20 protein-coding genes are annotated in these 22,616 nt (G+C 33.2%); 11 read left to right on the forward strand and 9 right to left on the reverse strand.

All coding sequences use genetic code 11. The annotated features are described in order from the left end of the window. Nucleotides 1-147 precede the first annotated feature (147 nt). Complete coding sequence (locus ACHABW_RS01320) at nucleotides 148-291, reverse strand: hypothetical protein (protein WP_435753714.1); 144 nt, start codon at nucleotides 289-291, stop codon at nucleotides 148-150. Nucleotides 292-293: 2 nt separating this feature from the next. Beyond that, a complete protein-coding gene (locus tag ACHABW_RS01325; protein WP_435753715.1) occupies nucleotides 294-503 on the reverse strand; it encodes a helix-turn-helix transcriptional regulator in 210 nt (69 codons plus the stop codon). Nucleotides 504-715: 212 nt separating this feature from the next. Between ACHABW_RS01325 and ACHABW_RS01330 the strand changes: the two genes are divergently transcribed. Then, nucleotides 716-937, forward strand: coding sequence for a hypothetical protein (locus tag ACHABW_RS01330; protein ID WP_435753717.1), 222 nt, complete (start codon nucleotides 716-718; stop codon nucleotides 935-937). A gap of 1,248 nt (nucleotides 938-2,185) precedes the next feature. After that, complete coding sequence (locus ACHABW_RS01335) at nucleotides 2,186-2,785, forward strand: NADPH-dependent FMN reductase (protein ID WP_435753718.1); 600 nt, start codon at nucleotides 2,186-2,188, stop codon at nucleotides 2,783-2,785. A gap of 137 nt (nucleotides 2,786-2,922) precedes the next feature. Here the strand turns inward: ACHABW_RS01335 and ACHABW_RS01340 are convergent, their stop codons facing one another. Next, nucleotides 2,923-4,101, reverse strand: coding sequence for an ATP-grasp domain-containing protein (locus tag ACHABW_RS01340; protein ID WP_435753719.1), 1,179 nt, complete (start codon nucleotides 4,099-4,101; stop codon nucleotides 2,923-2,925). 255 nt (nucleotides 4,102-4,356) lie between these two features. Here ACHABW_RS01340 and ACHABW_RS01345 point away from each other — a divergent pair, with 255 nt between their 5' ends. After that, complete coding sequence (locus ACHABW_RS01345) at nucleotides 4,357-5,682, forward strand: YheC/YheD family protein (RefSeq protein ID WP_435753720.1); 1,326 nt, start codon at nucleotides 4,357-4,359, stop codon at nucleotides 5,680-5,682. A 234-nt stretch (nucleotides 5,683-5,916) separates the two neighbouring features. Here ACHABW_RS01345 and ACHABW_RS01350 read toward each other — a convergent pair whose 3' ends face one another. The 4 genes from ACHABW_RS01350 to ACHABW_RS01365 all read right to left on the reverse strand — a co-directional run bounded on the left by ACHABW_RS01350 (nucleotide 5,917) and on the right by ACHABW_RS01365 (nucleotide 11,571). Then, nucleotides 5,917-6,999: a CapA family protein gene (locus ACHABW_RS01350; RefSeq protein ID WP_435753721.1), complete on the reverse strand. Its 1,083-nt coding sequence runs from the start codon at nucleotides 6,997-6,999 to the stop codon at nucleotides 5,917-5,919. Nucleotides 7,000-7,373: 374 nt separating this feature from the next. Beyond that, entirely contained in the window at nucleotides 7,374-8,519 is a 1,146-nt protein-coding gene (locus ACHABW_RS01355) for a UDP-N-acetylmuramoyl-tripeptide--D-alanyl-D-alanine ligase (RefSeq protein ID WP_435753722.1), read from the reverse strand. A 976-nt stretch (nucleotides 8,520-9,495) separates the two neighbouring features. Continuing rightward, nucleotides 9,496-11,007, reverse strand: coding sequence for a YheC/YheD family protein (locus tag ACHABW_RS01360; RefSeq protein WP_435753723.1), 1,512 nt, complete (start codon nucleotides 11,005-11,007; stop codon nucleotides 9,496-9,498). A gap of 327 nt (nucleotides 11,008-11,334) precedes the next feature. Continuing rightward, nucleotides 11,335-11,571, reverse strand: a complete 237-nt coding sequence (locus tag ACHABW_RS01365) for a hypothetical protein (protein WP_435753724.1) — start codon at nucleotides 11,569-11,571, stop codon at nucleotides 11,335-11,337. A 264-nt stretch (nucleotides 11,572-11,835) separates the two neighbouring features. Here ACHABW_RS01365 and ACHABW_RS01370 point away from each other — a divergent pair, with 264 nt between their 5' ends. The 4 genes from ACHABW_RS01370 to ACHABW_RS01385 all read left to right on the forward strand — a co-directional run bounded on the left by ACHABW_RS01370 (nucleotide 11,836) and on the right by ACHABW_RS01385 (nucleotide 16,483). Next, the gene (locus ACHABW_RS01370) at nucleotides 11,836-13,185 is read left to right on the forward strand and encodes a YheC/YheD family protein (protein WP_435753725.1); all 1,350 of its coding nucleotides are present in this window, start codon (nucleotides 11,836-11,838) and stop codon (nucleotides 13,183-13,185) included. A gap of 319 nt (nucleotides 13,186-13,504) precedes the next feature. Then, nucleotides 13,505-14,581 carry a YheC/YheD family protein gene (locus tag ACHABW_RS01375; protein ID WP_435753726.1) on the forward strand — a complete coding sequence of 359 codons (1,077 nt, stop codon included), beginning with the start codon at nucleotides 13,505-13,507 and terminating at the stop codon, nucleotides 14,579-14,581. A gap of 33 nt (nucleotides 14,582-14,614) precedes the next feature. Beyond that, nucleotides 14,615-15,358 (forward strand): YheC/YheD family protein, encoded by a 744-nt coding sequence (locus ACHABW_RS01380; protein WP_435753727.1) that lies wholly within the window; start codon nucleotides 14,615-14,617, stop codon nucleotides 15,356-15,358. A gap of 72 nt (nucleotides 15,359-15,430) precedes the next feature. Continuing rightward, nucleotides 15,431-16,483, forward strand: a complete 1,053-nt coding sequence (locus ACHABW_RS01385) for a YheC/YheD family protein (RefSeq protein ID WP_435753728.1) — start codon at nucleotides 15,431-15,433, stop codon at nucleotides 16,481-16,483. Between the two features lie 403 nt (nucleotides 16,484-16,886). Here ACHABW_RS01385 and ACHABW_RS01390 read toward each other — a convergent pair whose 3' ends face one another. Next, nucleotides 16,887-18,251 (reverse strand): YheC/YheD family protein, encoded by a 1,365-nt coding sequence (locus ACHABW_RS01390; protein ID WP_435753729.1) that lies wholly within the window; start codon nucleotides 18,249-18,251, stop codon nucleotides 16,887-16,889. A 441-nt stretch (nucleotides 18,252-18,692) separates the two neighbouring features. On the opposite strand from ACHABW_RS01390, the gene ACHABW_RS01395 reads away from it, so the two are divergent. Next, nucleotides 18,693-20,018 carry a YheC/YheD family protein gene (locus ACHABW_RS01395; protein WP_435753785.1) on the forward strand — a complete coding sequence of 442 codons (1,326 nt, stop codon included), beginning with the start codon at nucleotides 18,693-18,695 and terminating at the stop codon, nucleotides 20,016-20,018. A gap of 183 nt (nucleotides 20,019-20,201) precedes the next feature. On the opposite strand, the gene lexA is transcribed toward ACHABW_RS01395, so the two are convergent. After that, entirely contained in the window at nucleotides 20,202-20,825 is a 624-nt protein-coding gene (lexA, locus tag ACHABW_RS01400; RefSeq protein WP_435753730.1) for a transcriptional repressor LexA, read from the reverse strand. A 201-nt stretch (nucleotides 20,826-21,026) separates the two neighbouring features. Between lexA and yneA the strand changes: the two genes are divergently transcribed. The 3 genes from yneA to ACHABW_RS01415 all read left to right on the forward strand — a co-directional run bounded on the left by yneA (nucleotide 21,027) and on the right by ACHABW_RS01415 (nucleotide 22,299). Next, complete coding sequence (yneA, locus tag ACHABW_RS01405; RefSeq protein WP_110936229.1) at nucleotides 21,027-21,347, forward strand: cell division suppressor protein YneA; 321 nt, start codon at nucleotides 21,027-21,029, stop codon at nucleotides 21,345-21,347. Continuing rightward, the gene (locus ACHABW_RS01410; RefSeq protein ID WP_435753731.1) at nucleotides 21,344-21,994 is read left to right on the forward strand and encodes a YneB family resolvase-like protein; all 651 of its coding nucleotides are present in this window, start codon (nucleotides 21,344-21,346) and stop codon (nucleotides 21,992-21,994) included. The genes yneA and ACHABW_RS01410 overlap by 4 nt, the downstream gene beginning before the upstream one ends. A gap of 71 nt (nucleotides 21,995-22,065) precedes the next feature. Continuing rightward, nucleotides 22,066-22,299, forward strand: coding sequence for a DUF896 domain-containing protein (locus ACHABW_RS01415; RefSeq protein ID WP_110936227.1), 234 nt, complete (start codon nucleotides 22,066-22,068; stop codon nucleotides 22,297-22,299). Nucleotides 22,300-22,616: the final 317 nt, after the last annotated feature.

Consider the following 22,616-nt stretch of genomic DNA (forward strand, 5'->3'; position numbering starts at 1 on the left):
TTTTGCCTATGAAGGATAAGCCGAATACCTTAGAGAGAAAAAATGTGTGGACGAGTGAAGCGAAGGATATTTTAATATTCGTGGTGTTTGTTTTCCTTTTAGCGATCGTCACATAAGAAAAAAAGCAGGGGTTTTAATACCTCTGCTTTATTTAAATAATTTTCCTATTCCTTTTCCTGTCACTCTCCCTGCAACACGCCTCCCAATCCTCTTACCTACTTTACCTTTTTTAACTGCCGATACATCATTCCAAATACGCAAAATCTTGTAAATGCTACTTTTTAGACTCATGATTATTCCTCCTTATTATCTTTTTCCTCCAATAAATCCTCCATCTCAATTCTTAGCAACTTTGATAATGTATAGGCACTTATCAAGTCAGGCTGAGTTTTATTTCTTCTCCAACTTGTAAATGTTTGTTCTGATACTTCACACTTGCTTGCCAAAAATTTCCCTGTTAATCCTCGTTCTTTAATTAAAAAATCTATTCTATTTTTGAACATAGTGTATCCTCCAACTTCCGCTTTAACAACACATTCTATATTATAGTAATTATACCCTTTAAAATCAATTTGCAAAATTATTAAATTTAACTTGAATAAAAATTAAATAAATATTAAATTAACCCTTTCTTTTTTCCTAAATATGGTGTAATATTCTATTTATCGACAAAGAGACTTATATTAAACTATTTTTTACAAAGGGGAAATTTATTATGGAAAAAAAGTATGATGTAATGACAGATTTAGAGTTGTGTGTGTCTACAAGTGCTACTGAAAATGACAAAGGTGAGGCTATTCTAAAAACCGAGACTCTTTTAGATGGGATTGATGGGAATGCAAAATTAGTTTTAGAAGATGGAAGAGTAATAGATTTATATATAAATGGATCTGAATGCGGACATATCTCAGCAATTGAAGAAGGCGAACCAGTTTAAATTGTTCGATGTCGCATATTACATATATTTACCCTTTAGCCTACTTAATTGTTAGGCTATTTTTTTTTCATAGTTTAATGGTTTCACTGTTTCAGAGAACATAGCGTTCTTTGAAAGATTTTATATTAGTAAAAAATGAACCTTACTAATATCTTTGCTTGAAAGGTGCTTCACAGCATTCTAATGTCTTTGAATATAAATACACATGAAATTGATTTAAGGCTCTAGAATCATGCTTTAATGTAAGGGGATTAAGGTTAGGATTGATTGTGTCATAGTACCAGTTTATATTGACTAATTTAATGGGAACAATTATAGTTGTATTACTACCTTAGAAACCTATACATAGCAGTATTATTAGCAGTATTTTATGCCCCCAATATTGCCCCCAAAATGCCCACAAAGTCATGAAAAAACATCATATTGAGTGAATTATAAATTCTATTTAAGTGTTGATGGACAAGCCTTTTTATTACATTATGAATAGCTAATATACTATAAAACATGTTCCGCACACAAGTTCACCCTTGGGAGCGCGAGCAGTACATGAACACTTATTAATAGGATTAACCCCAGAGCCGTAATGGTTCTGGGGTTTTTTAGTCGAGAAGAAGTCTACTGCACATGGTGATAGAACCTCTGGAGTTCTCCGATAGAGTGTCTGAACCTAAATGAGCAAGTTAATATGTCTATGCTCTTTTACATTATTATTTGTTTTGATTACTGTTTTCCAATCGACCATTTCTTAGGTTACTGCGATTATTTAATTCTGATGAGTTATCATCATTGTCAAATTCCTTATTTACATTTTCAATATTTAATTCTTCATTGGTTTCATTACTTCTTAGATATTGCCTGTTTTCAAATTTTTCTATTTGAAACACCTCCCTTTTAGATAACTATAGTATGTCGGGTAAATAAAGTAGTATTCTAAGTGGACATTACAATTTCGCATGATTGACACCTTAACCTGTCGCATAAAGACGATCTTTGTTTTTTTGATATTAGTCTAAAACACCATTTAACACACTTTTTTAAAATTACTTACAAAAATAAAGTTAAATTGCTTGAAATCGTAATATATTATGTAGTACTATATAAATTAGAGATAAGCGGAATTGATTTTTCGTTTTTGTTCACTTGAAAATAAATTCTAGGTTAACAAAGTCTCTATATAAGAAAGTAAGGACAATGAAAAGAAGTATTTTTCATTGGAAAAGTACTTTTAAACAAAGAAGGTGTCTGAGCATGGGTTTTTTAGAAAAAGTTTTTGGGAGTAAAGATTCTAAGGAGGAAATAACAATGGAAAAATTAAACATCGGAATTATATTAGGTAGTACACGTCAAGGACGAGTCAGTCCACAGGTTGGCGCATGGGTGAAAGAGATTGCAGACAAACGTGGGGATGCTAACTATGAGATCGTGGATATTGCAGATTTCAATCTACCATTCGTATTTACAACGGACGGAGAAGAGCCAGGTATTAAAGCTTGGCATGACAAACTCTCAAGCCTAGATGGTTTCGTTTTTGTTGTTCAGGAATATAATCACAGTATTTCAGGAGCATTGAAAAATGCCATTGATACTGCAGGTGAACAGTGGAACAATAAAGCGGCTGGTTTTGTGAGCTATGGTTCTACAGGCGGTGCTCGTGCGGTTGAGCATCTACGTGGAATTTTAGGAGAAGTACAAGTCGCTGACGTACGTGTACATCCAACATTGTCATTGTTTACAGACTTTGAAAATGGTACTGTTTTCAAACCAGCTGAATTACACCTAGAAAATGTGAATGGTATGTTAGATCAAGTGAACAAATGGTCTACTGCACTAAAGACAGTTCGTGGGTAATAGAAAAAGATAAAAAGTAATAAGGATGTCTCAAAAGGTCTACAAACCTTTTGGGACATTTTTTTGCAACAATTTATAAAATGACCACCTTTGAACGGTTATTTTTTGTATTGGAAATGATCTTAATTGATTAAGCTTTAACATTCTAATTGATCTTGTATTTGTTGATCGATCATATTTACTTCTTTTTTTGAGTTACCAATAAGGATAGAGTATATAATAATAGGTTCATCAGAATTTAAATGGGGCGGGTTATATATACTAATTGGTATTAATTTTTTTTGTTTAATAAATGACTTTATTGAACTTTCAAACTTACTTAAGCCAACATGTGTTTTGAAACCTCTAAATTTGAGTGTATTAACTTGAAATGACTCCATTATACTTTCTTTTAATAGTACTGCTACGGTGGAAGCATTCATTCTAAAATTCAAATCAATAGCAATGATACGATTATCATCAGTAATGACAATATCTAACCCAGCAACTCCACGGTATCCAAGTGAAACTGCTTTTTCCATAATGTGTTCCCCTAATTTTATGACTTCCTCTGGTATATCTTTCTTTACTATCCAATTCCCCTTATACTTTCCCTCAACAATTATCTGTTCGGCGGCTCCAAGGTAAATTAATTCTTCTTTATAGGTTTGAGCAAATTGGACACAATAATTTCGCTGGATTGGAATTAGTTCCTCCAATACAACGAAATTGCTTGAGTTAAAAAGTTGTTTTGCATATTGAAGGTTTTCATTGTTTTTACAAATAACGACTTCGATTCCTCCACCACTCGGTTCATTCGTTGCTGCTTTAACCACAATAGGTAATTGAAAAGGAAAATTTATCCCTTGTAAAAAATCGGATATAGCTATTACTTTACGTTTTGCTACGTTTTGTTTTGGGACAAGATCTTCAAGGTTTCCTTTATTATTTAGATAGGAAGTTAATTGGGGATCTATCCAATACTTGTCGTAGTTTAGTTCTTCTGGTAAATGTGGAAAATTAACTACGACTTTTTCTTTAGATTGATTAAATTCTTTTAATTTCTCATAGTAACTTTTTTCATCATAATAAATATGAAGGTTATCAGCTATTTGTAATCCAGATTCCTTAAGAATTGATAAGGAGAAAGGTCCAATAACACGGTTATGGCATAAAATGGGAATCTTACCAGCTATGGTTAGCAATCTGCCAGTATCCGAATGTTGAGAAACCAAATCAGGTAACCATTTCCTATTTTTATAGGATGCCCGTTGATTAAAGATGTACCCAGGCCCATAGATATCATATAGAGAAACACTAGGTTTTATTTCTATCATAACTATCCCGTCCTTTTTTTCGTTCTATTCTTGATTAAAGTATTCCAGTAATTATAATTTTGAACTAGGTAACTTTATCATTTTTAAAAATTGGATGTTTAAAACAAACTTTCTTTATAAAACCGCATATACTGGCAAAAAGAGCGATCTATTGAAGAATTTTTTAAGAAAAAATTATATTAAAAAATTAAGACCATGATTAATTAATTATTGGATGCAGGAAATACAGTGAAAAAATGAGGGAGTGAAAAGAAAATGGATTTGAAAGTTTACTTGAAAGAAGAGACCAGCTCAGAGGATACTGTTTATTTACATCCAATTAAAGCGAAAAGGATGAAAATAAATGAAGGAGCTGGAACACTTAAATTTGGAACTAAAACAAGTATCGTAAACATAATAATTACTACAGATTATAGTGAAAATGAATTATACATCTCACGTAATGTTGTAAAAAATCTTAAGATTCCATTATTCTGTGAGTTTGAGTTGATGAATGACCAACAAAATTTTAAAATAGGACCTTTCATTGGTATATTGGCTGCGAAAACGGAAAGGGCATTAAGCAGGGTAATAAATTCTTATTCAAATTATGTATATCACTATGAACAAATAGGTGGAACAATTATGGTTTTCTCTTTAAATGGGGTTTCACCAGATGAGCAAACGATAACAGGATATATATTTAATCCAACCAATAAAAAGTGGGAAAAGGGCATTTATCATTACCCTTCCGCACTATTTTCACGTATTTTTTGGTCTGGTTCACAGTGGCAGGATCATTTCGAATCAGTCATGGGTAAAACAGTTTTTAATAATTTTCATTATGATAAATGGACTACCCACAAACTCTTAGAAAATTCACCTAACTTAACTAACCACGTCCCCAAAACCATTCTCTATAGAAAGCCTTCTGACATTTTATCCTTTTTTACAGAGAATTCCTCGGCATACCTTAAACCTATAAGCTCTATGAAAGGAGAAGGAATTATGAGAATAGATCTATTAGGGAATGGTACTGTTCAAGTTAAATACCATAATGGAAGAGAAGTTACTCAAAAAATTCTATATAATAGACGAAAGTTTAATAAATTTTTTAGTGGAAGGTTAAGAACAGGAAAATATATCATTCAAAAATCAATAGATCTTGTTTCAAAGAATGGTGGTATTCTTGATTATCGTATCTACCTTACAAAAGATAGCACAAAAGAATGGCAGTGTATTACAACATTTTCCAGACATGGAAATTCTGGAGAAATTGTTAGTAATGTCAATAGGGGAGGGGCGCCTGGAATGGGACTTCAACAATTAAAAGACATACTACACCTCTCTGATCAGGAAATAATAGAAATTGAGAATGTGATGAAGACGATTGCGATAAAAGCAGTTAAAGCTATAGAAAAATCAGGAGTTCACTTTGCCAATACAGGAATAGATATAGGAATAGATAAAAATAAAAGGGTATGGATTATTGAAATACAGTCCAGTGTCCTTGGCCAACTAGGTTTTCGGCAAGATAAAAACCTTCATCACGACTATTTAAACACCATTATGCAATATGCAAAAAAACTAGCTGAATTTTAACCATGAAAGATAGTTTGACATTTTATATCGAAAAGTAGCTACTATACAAAATAAGGAGAAGAAGAATCAAATTTGGATAGTTTTTCTTCTCCTTTTTCTATGAATACTGTTAGCTTATTATTTTAATCAATTGTAAATTAAAATGTTTTAACAAAAAGAAAGCTCATTTCGCTATGAAAGAGCCATCATTTAACCAATTTTTTATATAGGTTTATAAAGTAGCAAGCCATGTGTTTAGAATTCTACTTTACCCTTTAAATGTGAAGTTGTGATTTTCCGTACTTGCTTTATCGTTTCAATATCTTGAGTGGTCAAGTCAAAGTGATTAGGGATTTGAACAGGTAAAACTCTGAATTGCTTTCTGTCATCGTTCTTAAAATGAACCCAGGTAGGTACATAGGTGATATCCGAAATGTATGTTTTCCCTTCTTTATTCTTGGTAATTTTTAACTGAAGAATAACTCCGCTATCACTATGGATACTCTGAACCCGATCAGGGATGAAAAGATTCTGTTCATTCCTGAAATAATTTCCTGCACGGTCTGTAATAAAATTACCTAATGAATAAATAACAAACCTTTTTTTGCGTATTCCCTCTTTATCCCTTACTCGTTTTAAAGCCATCGGCTGAATAACGTGTGGATGAGCTCCTAATACAACATCTGCTCCATGCATGAAACAATTTTTTACCCAATTTTTTTGTCTAACATTGGGATTTCTGCTGAATTCTCTACCAAAATGCAAGCAAACAATCAAAAAATCAACCTGTTTTCTTAATTTGCCAATATCCGATAATATTTTGTTTGTCATGTAATTTATTAGCCAAGGTTCATCCGTCTTACTAAGTTTAACATTAGTTCCATATGTGTACGATAAAATTCCAATTGAGATCCCTTTAACATTAGTAATTAAAAAGTTCTTGGATTCATTTTTAGAACGAAATGTCCCTGTATGAAGGATTTTATTCTGATCGAGGATATCGAGAGTCCTTTTTAATCCAGTGACTCCACGATCAAAGCAATGATTATTGCCTGTTGTCAACACATCAAATCCTACTCTTTTTAATGTTCCTGCCAACTCATCAGGACAGTTAAAAAGAGGCCATAAAGTCTTTGGTTGTCTATGAACATAATTCAATTCCCTACCTGTTAAGGTTGTTTCTAGATTTCCAATTGTAAGGTCAGCATTACTTAGGTATGGCTCTACTTCCTTAAACATGTCATCAAAGGAGTAATTTTCATCGGGAAGTAGGGCAGATTCTATTTGTCTTTCCCACATTAGAATATCCCCAACCGCAGCAATTTTAATGGTGGTCATTTATTTGATCTCCCTCCTAAATTTAAAGAACTCTTTTATATGAAAAAAGTAATTAGCGCATAGACAAATAAATTAGGATAATTTAATTTAAAATTAGAAAATATAGTTTCAATGAAAAATCCCTTTTTGAATGGAAGATGGCTACCGCTAGATCACCTCCGCCAAAGGGTTTCGTGTGAAAATTTTTTTATCAGGAGAACTCATGAATATTTGTATTTGATAGTATAGGATATGCCCTAAAAAACGGTGTGGCTGTTAGCTCATATTAAAGGGAAAACTATTAAACGAGGTTTTCATAGAAGTAATGTCCCTACATCAAACCTTTGTCGATTACGTCTTTTACAGTGGAAATAGTGCTGAATATTAAATGGAGGTTATCGTTTCCTTCGCCTTCGTTTTCTTTTAGGCGACACCGGCCGTTTAGAATATGCTGCAAGTAGAAATTCGACAGTTCTATTCATTTGAAGATCTTGTGATCCTTTGATGAGAACAGTTGAACCCGGTATAAGAGCTTTTTGAAGTGAGCTATTTAAATCTTGAATATCCTTAAATTGGAATACTGACTCCTTTGGAAATCCCGATTCAATTGCCCCATTAGCGATGTACTTTGCATGGTCACCATAGGTGAAAAGAAGATTAACTTTTTTTGTCGCTAAATATTTGCCCACTTCCTTATGACCATCTGCGGTATAGTCCCCCAGTTCCAACATATCTGCAAGGACAGCTATATTGTATTGCCCTCCAAGGTTCTCAAGAACATCAAGGGCTGCTTTCGTCGCTTGGGGGTTAGCACTTTTTGTATCATCGATAATTTTAATATTATTTGAAATACGGTATAAACTTAACCTCCTATTGTTTTTAAGGAACTTTACTGAATTGTTAAAGCCTTGCTGCATTTCGTCGGGTGTAAATCCTAACCGATGAGAAACGGCGATTGAGAATAAAGCATTGTAAATGTTATGAATTCCGTAAACTGGTATTCTAAAACGGCAATTCCGTTCATTTAGTTTAATCTGAAAGGTCATTCCAGTATTAGAATAACTGATATGACTTGCCTGATAATCGGCAGCTTCTTTGATCCCAACTGTTGTAATAGATTTTTTAAATGAATGAGCGTGAAGTAGCTTTGAATTAGTATCATCTGCATTTATATATAACATCCCGAGCGGGGCCATTCCTTCGATAATTTCGGATTTGCCTTTAGCCAATTCCGCTATACTGCCATTAAAATTCCCTACATGTGCAGATCCTACATTTGTAATGATACTAATGTTTGGTTGAATAATACTGCAATGTGTTTTGATATTTCCTGGATAGTGCAATCCATATTCTAGCACAAGTGCTTGGTGAACTGGTTTAATTAACTTGGCATGATACGTCGTACTAATATGGGTGTTTCGATTCGCTTTACTTTTCAATATTCTCAGGCGGGTACTTAAGATAGAGGCGATCATCTCTTTAGTAGTAGTTTTGCCTGAACTTCCTGTAATGGCTATAATTGGAATAACCTTTTTGTCCATAAAGGTAGTCCCCTTTCCGCTGGGTTTCCTTGCTATTAACTAGCATTCTTTGTACCATTTTATGTCGATAAAATATATTGGAAACGGCATATACCCTTACTACAAAAACAAAAAAATCTCTTTATTAGAAGGGGCACTAGTATTTTGAACCTTTTAATAGGGTGATTGATTACTATAAATTTACATTTTACGGTACATAGGTTGATTTTCCACCTGAGCATAGTTCGATTATGAGCAGTCGTTCAACATGGTTCCACTAGCTTTCTGTTCAAAGAGTAGAAATTCTGCCTTGTAATCTTGTGCCTTTCTACCAGTTGTGACAGATTGATCTCTTTAGTCATTGGTGTTGCTAGTCATGTAATATCAGATTAATATATCTATTAGTTTTAATAGTCTGCTTCTTTTACCATCTTTATAAATCATTAAATTTTATAGAATATTGCTAATTTCAAGCAGTAGGGGACCCTATTATACTAGAAAATCAATGATTTTCTATGAATAATCCAGGTTAAGGTATGGTTTGACCAAAGAACTTTTTGAAACCTTTCACTCATACAGCCTATTGTCGATATTATAAAATTTGATTACTGTATGTTGAGAGTAGGGGATTGTTTTTAAGTCACATATGGACATCCAGAGGGTTTAGAGGTCTAGTGTGTTTGATAATAATAATAAGTTCAGGGTATTACCATACATAAAGCGTCAATTCGCGAATTTATCTCTTTTTCAAGTTAATTTGAAATCAAAAGAAATAAAAAAACAGCTGATACATATTGGATATCAGCTGTTTATTTTTGCCGTTTTATTAGTAATAAATCTTCTTAGAGTACTTGTCCAAAAAAAGATGTAAAAGTTCCCCACTTTATAACCAATGATTTTGTTTATATGGGGATGACTGGGAAAAGGGTAAATAAGGTTGTATTTCCCAGTCATTTTGAGGCAAGTTTTTATTTAGAAAGCAGAAGCGAAAAGTTATTTATGCGAAGGAAACGGAGTCACGCAGCTTAATTTCAGTAGCCAGAGTGAGACCTATCCCCTTTATAGTTTGCAAGTCATCATAAGAGTTAAACGGTTTTAACTGCCGAATTTGGATAATTTGCTTAGCACGATTGGATCCTATTTGATGAATTTTCTGAAGGGTTTCATAAGTTGCTGAGTTTATTAAAATTTTATCATTAGTGGAACTGTAAGAAGATAATTGATCAGGTAAAGCACTTTTTTTACGGCTGTCGTTTATCAAAGGTAGATTAGATTGCTTGACTTCGCCAAAAGATTCTTGATATTTAATCAACTTCTTTCTTGACAAATCATCGGTATCAAGAAAATTATCATTAAAATGAGAACTTTCGGATGCTAAAAATTGAGCATATTTAAGCGGCATCGTATAAAGATCGCGAACCAACTTAGGGTCATTAATACGTTCGGCAATTCTTCTTTGCGGTAGTCCATTTACTTCAATTAGCCAAGGTTTGCCGTGTTGGTCTAATCCTAAATCCACACTTAGTTCACCTATATGTTTTGTTTCCCTATCAATTTCATTTGCAATTTGTATGCTTAGTGTTTTCATTTTTTTTAATATTTTTACAGACAAGTTATTATCACATTCAAGAATTTCAATAAAGCTTTTAATATCTGTACACATATTAGTTATATAAGAAGTAACACTACCAACTCTACTAATTCCTCCAGTCACTGTCCATTTTCCTTTATCATTTTTCTGGACATATATCCGAATATCATAGATTTTTTCATCGGTTTGATCTAGGGGAATAAATTTTTGTACTAAAAATTTATCATTCTTTACTAAATCACTGACACCTTTTTTGAATTTTTTAGGATTTTTTGTAATTATTTTAGCCTGTTCCAATAACTGTTTATTATTTAGCGATGCATGTATTTTCTGAGTGCTTGTTTTAGTCATTTCAGTTGATCGTTTATTCTGCTGGTTCGAAAAAAAGTGCTTTTTGGGCGAGGGTTTACGAGTAGCATTATTCTTATCAATGTATAATTTATATTTTTTATCCATTGTTTGTTCTATCAAGTAAACACGTCTACCCAGATTTCCTACACATGGCTTAAGAATTAATTTTCGGTACTTTGATAATAGATCAAGTAAATTATTTTCGTGGAAAAGATACGTATCTGGTAAATAATCTAAAATTGCACCTTTTTGTAAAATTTGATGAACTTTCCATTTATCTAATCGGGTAATAAAATTAAATATTTTTCCTTTGCCGATGATTCCTTCCAGTCTAGTCACTATATGTTGCCTAGAAGAATAACGCCGATTATAGATTGCTGCTGGGAACTGACAACTTTTCATTTTCCAGTTAGTTCCATCAAATAAATAACCACGTATTCTTTGTTTATCCCAGTCAATCCCTTTAGAGTTAAATACTAATAAATTGATATTTAACAAGTTTGCCTCCAAATATCGCAACTTTGTTGGCTTTTTCACTAAGATACCAATTAAAGGTTTTTTAGCCATAGACGATTTACACCTCGAATTTCGTTTCTGTAACTTTTTAAGAGAAACAGATGTCTGTAAAAGATGAATACTTTTTTAATGTTTTATCTATGTGGGTTAACGTTTATGAACCATCTTATGTCATTCTAAAAACTGTGCTTGTATTTTTGACTAGTTAAAGTGAATATTAGGCAATCTTAATGGAACTATTTTTGAGATGAGGACTTAAGTGGAAATTATAAAGGACAGTATGGGAATCGAATTTTTGTTTGGCCAGGTATCAACTAGTATGTAGATGGGTTGCTATTGGCAAAGGCCTAAATGCTTATTAGCAACCCATTTTTGAACCTAGTTATCTGTAGCTTGAATTAACAAAGTTACTACACCGAGACCTGCTACACCAATAGTTGTTTCAAAATCGATTGATGGACAAGGGACTTCAATCGATACCCCAAGAACGTCTATACTAACTAACCCATTTGCTTTAGGGAAATCTAGGTCTGCAAAGACTGTGATTGGTGGAATTGATATTCCATCAAGTGCAGTAATTTGTACAGTAACTGAGCATGAACTTACTACACCCATTTTAATTCCTCCATTCCCAACTATTCTTTTTACGTAATATCGTATGTACCCTTAAAAAACCTGCTTGTTTCTTTGACTAGTAGGCTCAAAAAAGAGTTATTGACTTACTCGAGCTACCAAGGTACTTTTACCTTCTACTAAGTCAGATATTTAGCGACATATAAAAACCGTGAATAGATGTTTGATAGTATTGTTGAATGACGAGTCCACTCCGATTTTCCAGTAGTACATATATTAATAAAAAATAGGAGGTGGGAGACCTAGATGCTTAAAAAGATAAAGATAAAGTGGATACATTCCAAGAACAATGATGATATCCATTTGCCGATATACAATACTTTTGAGAGTAAACTAACCTCGCAAGAGATAGATTTTCAGTTTGGTTCATGGAATAAGAAAATGACTGTGTTTTACGACAAAAACCTGCCTAGTAACACAATTGGTCTTTCTAAAGATCTACAAAAGCAACTTTTTATTCCAGATAATCTGACTTTTGAGATCAAGATTACCAACAATACGTTGAACGTTGGGCCAACGATTTTGTGGATTGCTGCGAATACTAATGAAAGATTGGGCAAAAGGTTAAAAAATTTACAAAAAAGAATAGAAGCTTTTGTTCCAGTAAAAGGGATGATTTGTGTTTGTGCAGAGGAAGGAATCAATACAAATACGGGAGAAATACAAGGATACTATTTCCAATCACATTTGAGGTGTAAGGACTTAAAGTGGAAAAAAGCAACTTTTTTCTCCCCTGGTGCTATCTTTAAAAGAGTGCCTTTAGCGGATAAAACGAATAAATACCTCTGTGAGATCACCAAAGGACGTATGTTTAATTCTTATTTTTTTAATAAATGGGAAATGTGGCAATGGTTGTCCTCAGATTCTATCTTGAAAAAACACCTTCCTTTCACTAAAAAAGTAAACTCTATGGAAGAAATAAAAGAAATGCTTGTAACTTATCCTTCCGTTTATTTAAAACCAGTCAAAGGTTCGGAAGGTAAAAAAATTATTCAATTGGAAAGGGATGGATCTTTATACCATGTGACGGATGATAAAAAAGATAAAAAAAGTGTTACGCATTTAAAAGACCACACATTACTCGTAAAACGCCTCAAGAGTTCAAACAGATATCTAGTTCAACAAGGTGTGCCGACTAAATACCAATCTAGAAATGTAGATTTTCGTATCTATATGCAAAGAAATGAAATGCATCAGTGGAAATCCTCGGGTATAACGGCAAGAATTTCTCAACCTGGTAGCATAGTTACAAATATACGTCATTTGGATTATTGGATGACGGGCCGAGATGCGTTAAAAAAAATTTATAAATTGGATAAGAAAAGTACCTATTCACAAGTAATGAAAATAAACAGTATTTGTACACGTGCTTGTGAGAAACTTGATATAAATGGTAATTATGGAGATATTGCCATTGATTTTATCGTAGACAAAAATCTGCATGTCTGGATTTTAGAGATGAATCTTAGACACGTTTTTCCAGTAGAAGACCCTGGTTTAGCACCAAAAGTTAAGCGAATGCCTTTTTTATATGCTATGAGCATAGCTGGCTTTCCACGGAAAAAGAAAAAGAGAAGGAAAAATAAATCGAGATAATAAATACCTCTCTCCTGTTTCTAGCAGGGGGGAGGTATTTTTACCTGACTGACACATTTCATCGGAAATTTCACAAAAAGCAATCTAAGTGATAAAAGACTATAAGAAAGTATTTGGGTAGAGTGTAAGGTCATATAGCCGTTACAAATAGACTTTTTTGTTAATATGCTATGAATGAACATGGATAAGCATGTAACAGAAGAAAGGGTGACAAATTTTGAGCGCACAGAAAACTTTAACTGGCCATCTCGGAGTGTTGGTATCAAATAGAGCATGGAGAGCTGTCAATAATAAAAAACCACACTACCGGTTGAAAAAATTGGCAGAAGCCAATGCAGATGTTAATTTAAATATGTTTTTTTTCACGATCGCCAATGTAGACACACAAAAAAAAGTAGTAACTGGCGGTTATTTTGATTGCATAAATAAAGTTTGGAAGACGGATTCGTTTCCATATCCCGATATTATCTACCGTCGTGGAGGGGTTGGAAAAAGGGATCGAAAAAAATATCGCACATTTATCGGTCAGTGCAATAAAAAACAAACATTATTCTTAAACCCTACTTCGTTAGGAAACTGGGATATTTACAACTATTTTAGTACTGTTAACCCCTTAAAAGAATATTTGTTACAGACAATATTATATGAGAATCGGGATGATTTATTTTACATGATGAAGAAGCATCAAATTGTCTATCTGAAAGGTGTCACGGGTAGAAAAGGGCAAAACGTGGTTCGAGTAGAACGCCTCCCTAACAATCAGTATCAGTGTAGATATTATGATCATACCAATCGTAAAATCCACTCTACACGCTATAAAAAAATGAAGGAGATCATTCCTTTTATAGAAAAGTTTTACAAAAGAAAGAAATTTATGATTCAAGAAGCTATCGATCTGATTGAGGTAAATGGTAGGAGGGTTGATTTACGAGCTGAATTGCAAAGAAACAAAATAGGAGAAATAGAGATTAGCGGTGTAAGTGTTAGAATGAGTAAAAAAAATTCGCCGATAACAATTCACGCCGATGCCTTTCCATTGGATAAATTATTTGAAATGAAAAATGTATCTTCCGAACACAAATTAATAATAAAACAGCAAATTGATAACTTCCTCTACATGATTTATAAAGAAACAGAAGTTAAATATGGAAAATTTGTGGAGATCGGTATAGATTTTGCTTTAACAAAAGATTTTCAAATTAGGTTTATTGAGTGCAATTCTCAAAGCGCAAAAGTATCTCTTTTGAAAGCTTTTGGGATAAAAAGGTTGAATAAAGCCATGTCCAATATCCTCTTTTACGCTAAATATTTACTTGGAGAAAAAAAAGCAAAGGAAAGCTTAGAAGCATTCACCAAATCAAGCAAGGATGATGATGGTTTAAATATTCAATATTAGATTTGTCGCAATAAATGAAAAAGAGGTGAAAAAATGGCGGTACTTTTAAGAGGAAGAAATAAGTATGAAATGTACTTGGCAATGAAAAAAAATAAACATTTGCAGCTACATCTTCCTAACACAATGATGTGGAGCAACCGGAACTTTTTAAGCATGTTAAGTAAATATAAATCAGTTGTTGTTAAACCAAATAAGGGAAAACAGGGCAAAAGTATTTATTTCGTAGACAAAAAATCGGACTCAACATACGTTGTGAATATTAATAAAAATCGACTGGTATTTGAGACCTGCGAAGATCTTTGTAGTTATATAAAGAATGCAGTGAGTAAAAAAGAATTTATTATTCAGCAAGAAGTGGATCTTGCTAAAATAGATGGTAGACGCTTTGATTTCAGAATAATTGTTCAGCGGAAATCGAGAGAACTTCCATGGGCTGTAACTGGTATTCTTGCTAGAAAAGGTGGGAAAGGATACAAGGTAACAAATAGAAGACGGAAGGGAACAGTTTTATCGCTTGAAGACGCAATGAGTGAGATAAAAGAGGTAGATGTAAACGTTGCTAAAGTAATAGAACTAAAAAAGATATCCACTTTGGCAGCAACTACTTTAGGTTTATCTTTTCCGAACCAAACAATTTTTGGTGTCGATATAGGTATGAACCAATACGGTTCTCTTTTTATTTTCGAGTTAAATCGTTGGCCCTTATTGGGGGGATTCCGGAGCTTAGAGGATAAAACGCAAATCAATCGAATTATGACTATTAAGCATAATAGCTAATATTCGAGCAGTAACTTTTAAAATTTACGATAATATTTTAATAATAGATTATTGTAAAAAGGAGGAACAGTTATGATCGGTATAATTTTACCATCTGGGTTAATCAAGCAAACAAACTCAGTAGTACCAGGTTCTGTAGTTGAATTCTACAAGAACCTGGCATGTAAAAATGCAATTGATATTTGCTTTTATACGATGAAAAGCCTCTCTCTTAATAAAAATACCGTTAACGCTGTGGTTTATTCGTATGAAAAAGATGAGATGCACAAAGAAGAAGCAACGCCGATTCCAAATGTGAACATATACCGGACGAAATCTTATTTGAGAAAAGAAAAATTGATTAATAAAATTAATCATCTTAGTATGAAAAATAACATTATATTCTTTAATGCCGTTACGAATAAAGATAGAAGCAAATATAAAATACATGAATATTTAGCATCAGTAGAAGAAACGGCACCATTTTTACCTGAAGCAGCAAACTTATCCTTTGAAAAAATGGTGCAGATGATCGAAAGCTTTGGTAAAGTCTACATTAAACCAAAACGTAGTTGTAAAGGCAACAATATTTATGTTCTAGAAAAAACAAACAGTGGATATACAATGGCGCACATTTTGAAAACAAAAGAAACAATCACTAATTTTCCACAAAAAGACCTGCTAAGCTATTATTCTTCTCTATTTAAATCGCCAAATCGATTTATTCTCCAGCAAGGGATTAAGAGCAAAAAATATAAAGGAAACAAGTTTGATTTCAGAGTATCGCCGCAAAAAACCAAGTCAGGTACATGGAAAGTGATTGGGTTCTACGCTAGAGTAGCAGATAAGTGTTTGAATGTTACTAATCGAGATCAGGGAGGAAGACTTAAATTCAGATTAAAACCATTGATTAACCAAAAAATCAAGAAAGAAATAAAACAATGTTGTATTAAAATAGCGAAGGCTTTGGAATCAAAATATCCTCAAGTAATTGATCTAGGGATCGATATTGCAATCGATGAAACCGGGAAAATTTGGCTGCTGGAAGCTAATTTCAGACCCTACAGAGGTAGGATTGACAGTAAGCATCACCGTGTTCCTTTTGAACATGCTGTTTGGTATTATAATCAGAACTATGTTTACTAATAAAATTTTTCCGAAAGAAAGTTTGCTGTTTTATTATGAGGGTCGGCATGCCTTTACGATGTCTTCGCTCATTGCATCATAGGGGCACTAAAAAAGTGAAAATCGACTTTTTTAGTGCCCCTGCGAACTTCCTAGGGAGCAGAACAATACCGCGGAAAGCGTCTGCCAATAACGGATTCGAGATCCTCTATTTGAAAGGGAACAACCATCTCTAAAAACCTGGAATTATATAAATTCTTATCTTTGTGCTAAAGACGCCAAGTGTTTGTCTATTTAAATCACCTCGAAACTTTTAAATATGTAAGGCTGTAGTGCTTTAATGAGACTATATTTTTAAATTTTACTCTAGCAATTTAGTGTCAAGTAAATTGACAGCTTTGAACACTGTTATTATAAATGAAAACTAGCATAATGTCCTCACTATTAATTGCTCTCTCTCAGCACCATTATGATGTTTTCTTATTTTGCTAAAACCCGCTAAAGCACTTGCATAAAGAAACGGATTACAGATTATTTCACCAAATAATTCAGGGTCTTCTAGGATTGAAAAACTTCTGTATCCATACCTTTTATTCATTTCCAATATCCATACGTGTAAATCTCTATCTACAATGAAATCAATAGCTATATCCCCATAGCAACCGTGTTGGTCAAGAAGCTGACAAGCCTTTAAACAAACTCTTTCAATTTTTTGCTCTAGTAAACGTACTTGATTCTCGTCTAAGTCAAAGATTTGTTTCAATGCCTCTGGACCTTGAAGCAGGTAATCAAGGTTTTGTAAATTGGTAGTGATGCTACCCGGTACAGCAAATCTACCTAGGTAACCAGAACACTTCCATCGGGTTGTTTCATCTTTTTGCATGTAACATCGGAAATCAACACTTCTTGAATCATAATGGACAGGAACACCTTGCTGGATCATATAATGTTTTTTCTTATTAGAAATACCTTCAATTAAAGGATGGTCTTTTATATTTTCTAATCTAGCTAAAATGCATTTATCATTAGTTATTTGGTAGAACCCGTTATCATTTTCAATTTTAATGATTCCTTTTCCACTAGATCCTTTTTTGGGCTTTAAATAGATAGAGTGATATTCTGCTAACATGTCATTTATGTCTTCTAAAGTTGTTAGCTCTTTTGTATAAGGTAGATTATTTTGAATGGTGCGATCCGAGGAGAGCCACTCCCACATTTCCCATTTGGTGAAAAATTTAGAATTGAACACCCGGCCTTTTGTTTTTTCGTATAAATCTTTGTCTATATGGGGTGGGATAATAGCTCTTTTAAAAACAGCACCAGGATATGGAAAGATTCCTTCTCTCAAAATTGAATGGTTGGTTTCGGATTTTGGTTGAAAATAATACCCATTAATTGTTTGCTCTTCAATGTTAACTCCTAAACTATTACTAATGATAATTAAACCATTTAAAGGAACATATCTTTCTATCCGATCTTTTAATTTATCTAAACATTTTAGTAATCGATTAGATACTAAATATAGTACTACCGGGCCAAGATTTAAATTCGTTTCTGTTAAATTCATTTCGTAATCCAACTGATCAGGAATAGATGTGTCGTTTTTTATATTTTCAGATATACCAATGGTGTCATTAGGAAGAATGTTCGAATATTGGATAATAAGCTCTTTTTCCCAAGAGCCGAAATGAAAAGTGATTTTTTCTGAGGAAGATATTATTCCTTTTCGAAATATATTTGGAAAATAAATCTCGTCTATTTTATTTGTAGCTATCCATTTAATATACAATCGGACCATCCTTCCAATTAACTAACTTCACATATCAACTTTTCTGTGAAGAAAATTACAAACGAGAATAATGATGCTGTGTGTAAAACTTCAGTGTCAACATCATACAAGCATAAAGGTGATGGAATGTATGATCCAACCTCGGGTCTATATTAAAAAAACTACTTCATCCAAGCGTATGCTTTATTTAAAGAAATAATGACTAATCAGATAGTTAATAGTAAGTAAAATAATTGTAAGAAATGATTTAAATAAGGTGGGGTGAAATCAAAAGTATGGTATTAAGGGATCTGCATATCGTTATAAATGGATTTTGACATTTACGCTGGGAATTTGGGTGTAATACAGGGATATTTAAGAGGTTATATACTCACCATTTATTTATTTCTTAATATGATATGTTTGAGCATGTTACAGAGGAAAGGGTGATGAAACTTGAGTATGAAGGCAAATATAACCGATAGTCTCGGGGTGTTAGTGTCGAATAGAGCCTGGAAAGGTATTTCTAAAAATAAACCCCATTATCGGCTGGAAAAATTGGCGGAGGCTAATAAAGAAGATTATTTTAAAATGTTTTTTTTCTCCATTAATAAAGTCAATATAGACAAACAAGTCATTACTGGATATTATTTTGATTTTAAAAATAACTTATGGAAACAAGGTACTTTTCCATATCCAGAAGTTCTTTATCGGCGTGGTGGTGCAACGAAGAAATTTAAAGACAACTATCGCACTTTTATAGATCAATGCAAGAAAAAGAAAACATTCTTTTTGAATCCTTCTTCATTAGGAAATTGGGACATTTATAACTATTTTAGTAATCTTAAGCCATTAAAACCTTATTTGTTAGAAACGGTTTTATATGAAGGTCCAGAAGATTTATTTTACATGATGAATAAACATCAAACGATTTATCTGAAAGGGGTCACCGGGAGAAAAGGACAAAATGTGGTGCGCGTAGAATTGTTATCAAATAATCATTATCAGTGTAAGTATTATGATTATACTCAACAAAAAATTTACACCATGAACTATGAACAGTTAGATGATGTTATCCCTTTCTTAGACAAATTTTACAAAGGGAAAGGATTTATGGTACAAGAAGCTATCGACCTATTAGAACTTAACAATAGAAGGATAGATTTGCGGGCTGAATTACAAAGAGATATAACTAAAGGAATTCAGGTCGGTGGAATAAGTGCAAGAGTTAGCCAAGAAAACTCCCCGATTACAATTCATTCAGATGCTATCCCACTTGATGATTTGTTCAAGTGGATAAAATTATCCTCCAAAGAAAAATTGAAAATTAAGAAAAGAATTGAATCCTTTTTATGCACTGTTTATAAAGAGACGGAAGATAAATATGGGGAATTTGGAGAGATCGGGATAGATTTTGGACTAACAAAAGATCTAGAAATTAAGTTTATTGAATGTAATTCACAGAGCGCAAAAGTATCACTATTGAAAGCATATGGTGAAAAAACCTTAATGCAATCCATGCAAAATATACTCTCGTATGCTAAAGGTTCCCTCTTGGAAACAAGAAGCGAAGAAGATGTGAGAGATTTAGAGGCAGATAACGGAAACAAAGTAAGTAACAGCAGAGAGGAAAAAGTTACCCAAAAGAAAAATAAAAATAAAAGGGAGCTTTGTAAAAAACCCTCAACAAAGATTATACAGAAAAAAATTAAATATAAAAGACCTACTAGGCAAGAGAATACTTTTTCAACAACTCAAGTTTGGTTTGTTAGTGCGGGACGCAGTTAACGGAATGTGAGGCTTTCATTTAAATCTTCATAACTAAAGAGAAAGGATGAGGCAGGCTCCTTGTCCTACTTTTAAAATCTAGACAGACATCATTCTTAAACTCTATCTGGCATAACACTAGGTAAAAAATAAAAAGAAGATCAAGTAGTATCACTTGATCTTCTTTTCAATGGTATACATAAGTTATTGAAGTGTTCTGAAAACGCCGATGACTTTGCCAAGAATAGTAACTTTATCTAAAATGATTGGGTCTAATGTAGAATTTTCAGGTTGGAGTCGAAAGTAATTATCTTCTTTAAAGAATCGTTTCACAGTCGCTTCATCATCTTCTGTCATAGCGACCACGATTTCTCCATTATTTGCATGACTTTGTTGTCTAACTACGACATAATCGCCATCAAATATACCAGCCTCTATCATAGAATCCCCAGATATTTCAAGAATAAAGGACTGTTCATCCTGAACAAAGCTTGCTGGCAATGGTAAGTATTCTTCCACATTTTCAATCGCAGTGATCGGTTGTCCTGCAGTAACCTTACCAATTACAGGAATTTGTATGGATGCCGTGTGATTTACTTGAGAGGAATCATCATGTAATCCCAAAACTTCAATAGCGCGCGGTTTAGTTGGATCACGGCGAATGTAGCCTTTTTTCTCTAGTCTTGATAGATGACCATGCACAGTTGAACTAGATGCTAAGCCCACTGCTTCTCCGATTTCTCTCACCGAAGGGGGATATCCACGATCTTTAACTTCTGATTTAATAAAATCAAAAATAGCTTGCTGTCTAGAAGAGAGCTTTGTCATATTTCACACCTCGTTATATGTATTTTGTTCTATTTAATAGTTGTATATCATAGCAATCTAGTATTAAGAAACATTTACAGGAACATTATACCATGAGAACGTTAGTTTCGCAAACACTCGTTCTACTTATATGCTTGACACGAACAACTGTTCTAGTTATAGTAAAAGGGAACAAACATTCTTATTATGAGGTGATGAGCAATGCAAACATATAAATCTTTACGAAAGTACATAGACGGATCTGTTTTTATACTTCTTTTATCCTGTGTATTATACTCATGGACTTATTTTTCAGATAATCATACTCCAGTTGAAGAAAAGTATCAGGTGTCAACAGAATGGACCGTTGAAGATGGAGAGTCTCTATGGGCGATTGCCAGTTCCATTTCGGATGACCATGATATGACAATTGAACAGACTATTTCATGGATGAAGTCAAAAAATGATTTGGATAATGAGAGTATCTTTCCGGGTCAACGATTAGACGTTCCAACTCAGCTGACAGGAGTTGCTCAAGAGTGAGAGGAATAATATATACGAGAGTGAGTACTGACAAAGAAACACAACAAACATCTCTTATCCGACAAAAAGAAGAACTAGTGAAAATAGCAGAAGCCGAAAACATCCAGGTTATTGATATAATAGAAGAAAAAGCAAGTGGCTATGAAATAGAGAGAGACGGAATATTTATCATGCTCGAACGATTTAAAAAACAAGAGGCTAATATATTACTTATTCAAGACGACACAAGACTTGGTCGTGGGAATGCTAAAATGGCTCTCATTCACCAGTTGAATAAAATGAATGTAAAAATATATTCTCTAAAAGACAATGGTGAATTAGCATTATCTGAGACCGACTCAATGGTGTTGGATATCGTCGCTATTGTGGAGGAGTATCAGCGTAAACTTCAAAATGTTAAAATAAAAAGAGGGATGAAGCGAGCTGTTAGTAATGGCTTTGATCCGTCTATGAATCTATTGGGTGCAACCCGTGGTGGAGGAAGAAAGAGAAAAGAGGTTCCACTCAAAGAGATCTTGAGATTAAGAGAGAGTGGAATGACTTTTCATGAACTGGCCCTAATGCTAAGAGGGATGGGATATTCGATTTCAAAAGCAACGGCACATCGAAGATATCAGGAACATATGAAAAGCTTGTCCAACGATTAGGCAGTAAACTTGAATCCTTTATTTCATTGCTTTAAAATGAAATATGCCTATCAACAAACGGAGGGATTCAGATGATTCATAAAGAAAAACTTGATAGAATAAACATTTTAGCAAGGAAAGCAAAAAGCGAAGGTTTATCATTAAAAGAACAAAAAGAGCAAAAAGAGCTAAGGAATGAATATTTGAAGAATGTTCGCAAGTCATTTAAGAACCAATTAAAATCGGTAAAAGTTGTTGACGAAGAAGGTACAGATGTAACACCAGCTAAATTAAAAAAAGAAAAAGAGAATGATTCTTTACACTAATTTCTCTTGAAATATCTTTTGATTTGTTTATATTAAGTAATCCATTTTCCATTATTGTTGTTTGGGAAACTGATTACTTTTTTTATTTGAATATTTTTCACCTATAAGTATTATTGTTATTTTAATTGAAAAACCAAGGAAGGAAAGCATGCGCATTTATCGGACTCGAGTTCCACTCTGTTCTAATTTAATTTTTTATTTTAAAAGAATTAGGCTAATATATATCATAGCCGCAATACTCTCTGTAAATTACAGAATGTATTCATTATCAGATGTCTTAAATGAAATTAGTTTTTTGTAAATGTGTTATATTTTTA

This window comes from Salipaludibacillus sp. CF4.18, assembly GCF_051262595.1.
Classification (GTDB): Bacteria; Bacillota; Bacilli; order Bacillales; family Salisediminibacteriaceae; genus Salipaludibacillus; species Salipaludibacillus neizhouensis.

What these genes read in the sequence shown, in the direction of transcription:
- ACHABW_RS01340 (WP_435753719.1), bottom strand. Translation starts at nt 4,101, where the DNA reads ATGATAGAAATAAAACCTAGTGTTTCTCTATATGATATCTATGGGCCT.
- ACHABW_RS01415 (WP_110936227.1), top strand. Translation starts at nt 22,066, where the DNA reads ATGATTCATAAAGAAAAACTTGATAGAATAAACATTTTAGCAAGGAAA.
- ACHABW_RS01360 (WP_435753723.1), bottom strand. Translation starts at nt 11,007, where the DNA reads ATGGCTAAAAAACCTTTAATTGGTATCTTAGTGAAAAAGCCAACAAAG.
- ACHABW_RS01335 (WP_435753718.1), top strand. Translation starts at nt 2,186, where the DNA reads ATGGGTTTTTTAGAAAAAGTTTTTGGGAGTAAAGATTCTAAGGAGGAA.
- ACHABW_RS01395 (WP_435753785.1), top strand. Translation starts at nt 18,693, where the DNA reads ATGAAGGCAAATATAACCGATAGTCTCGGGGTGTTAGTGTCGAATAGA.
- ACHABW_RS01380 (WP_435753727.1), top strand. Translation starts at nt 14,615, where the DNA reads ATGGCGGTACTTTTAAGAGGAAGAAATAAGTATGAAATGTACTTGGCA.
- ACHABW_RS01385 (WP_435753728.1), top strand. Translation starts at nt 15,431, where the DNA reads ATGATCGGTATAATTTTACCATCTGGGTTAATCAAGCAAACAAACTCA.
- yneA (WP_110936229.1), top strand. Translation starts at nt 21,027, where the DNA reads ATGCAAACATATAAATCTTTACGAAAGTACATAGACGGATCTGTTTTT.
- ACHABW_RS01325 (WP_435753715.1), bottom strand. Translation starts at nt 503, where the DNA reads ATGTTCAAAAATAGAATAGATTTTTTAATTAAAGAACGAGGATTAACA.
- ACHABW_RS01320 (WP_435753714.1), bottom strand. Translation starts at nt 291, where the DNA reads ATGAGTCTAAAAAGTAGCATTTACAAGATTTTGCGTATTTGGAATGAT.
- ACHABW_RS01365 (WP_435753724.1), bottom strand. Translation starts at nt 11,571, where the DNA reads ATGGGTGTAGTAAGTTCATGCTCAGTTACTGTACAAATTACTGCACTT.
- lexA (WP_435753730.1), bottom strand. Translation starts at nt 20,825, where the DNA reads ATGACAAAGCTCTCTTCTAGACAGCAAGCTATTTTTGATTTTATTAAA.
- ACHABW_RS01350 (WP_435753721.1), bottom strand. Translation starts at nt 6,999, where the DNA reads ATGACCACCATTAAAATTGCTGCGGTTGGGGATATTCTAATGTGGGAA.
- ACHABW_RS01370 (WP_435753725.1), top strand. Translation starts at nt 11,836, where the DNA reads ATGCTTAAAAAGATAAAGATAAAGTGGATACATTCCAAGAACAATGAT.
- ACHABW_RS01330 (WP_435753717.1), top strand. Translation starts at nt 716, where the DNA reads ATGGAAAAAAAGTATGATGTAATGACAGATTTAGAGTTGTGTGTGTCT.
- ACHABW_RS01355 (WP_435753722.1), bottom strand. Translation starts at nt 8,519, where the DNA reads ATGGACAAAAAGGTTATTCCAATTATAGCCATTACAGGAAGTTCAGGC.
- ACHABW_RS01345 (WP_435753720.1), top strand. Translation starts at nt 4,357, where the DNA reads ATGGATTTGAAAGTTTACTTGAAAGAAGAGACCAGCTCAGAGGATACT.